General features: G+C 62.3%; 1 protein-coding gene. It reads right to left on the bottom strand.

The features are described from left to right. The coding region (locus tag HMPREF3151_RS05935) for a helix-turn-helix domain-containing protein (protein WP_141741341.1) at positions 1-573 on the bottom strand (573 nt) is incomplete at its 3' end. Positions 574-599 lie beyond the last annotated feature (26 nt).

Genomic DNA, 599 nt, shown 5'->3' on the forward strand with positions numbered 1-599 from the left:
GCTACCTGCCTGTGTTTTCATTGGTGCTGGCACGTCATCAACTTTGCTGTGCGCAGGTGGTTTTGCCGTGCAAGCATCCGGCGTGTTGGCGGGCTGCACCGCATCACGGTTTCCGCCCGCCTTCTCCTGGCGTGCGTGCCGCACCCAGCGATACACCGTGATCACAGACCGGTCGAACGCCGCCGCAACCTCTTCAACCGGCTCACCAGCCAGCACCCGTGCGACCGCGTCTGCTTTCTGCTGCGGGGTGATGCGCGGCTTTTTCTGCAGTTCGGTCAGCACACCGACTTTCGCCAACCGCCGGTACAACGCCCCTGGTGAAGTGCCCAACGTCGCAGCCGCATCCGGTACCGACATACCAGAAGCCACCAACGTCACCGCGTCGTCGACAAGCTGGTCGCGTGCACGTGCCAACGCCTTCGTCGGCGGGACAACACCGGCCTGCTGGACCCATCTATATACCGTCTGGAACTTCACACCGGCATCACGAGCAACCTCGCAGACATCATCGCCTGCAACAACCCGCGCCACAGAAGCAGCCTTCACATCTTTCGGAGTCCAACGGCCAGCCACAACAACCTCCAAGTCGAGGTGGCGCA

The organism is Corynebacterium sp. HMSC05H05 (genome assembly GCF_001807265.1).
GTDB lineage: Bacteria > Actinomycetota > Actinomycetes > Mycobacteriales > Mycobacteriaceae > Corynebacterium.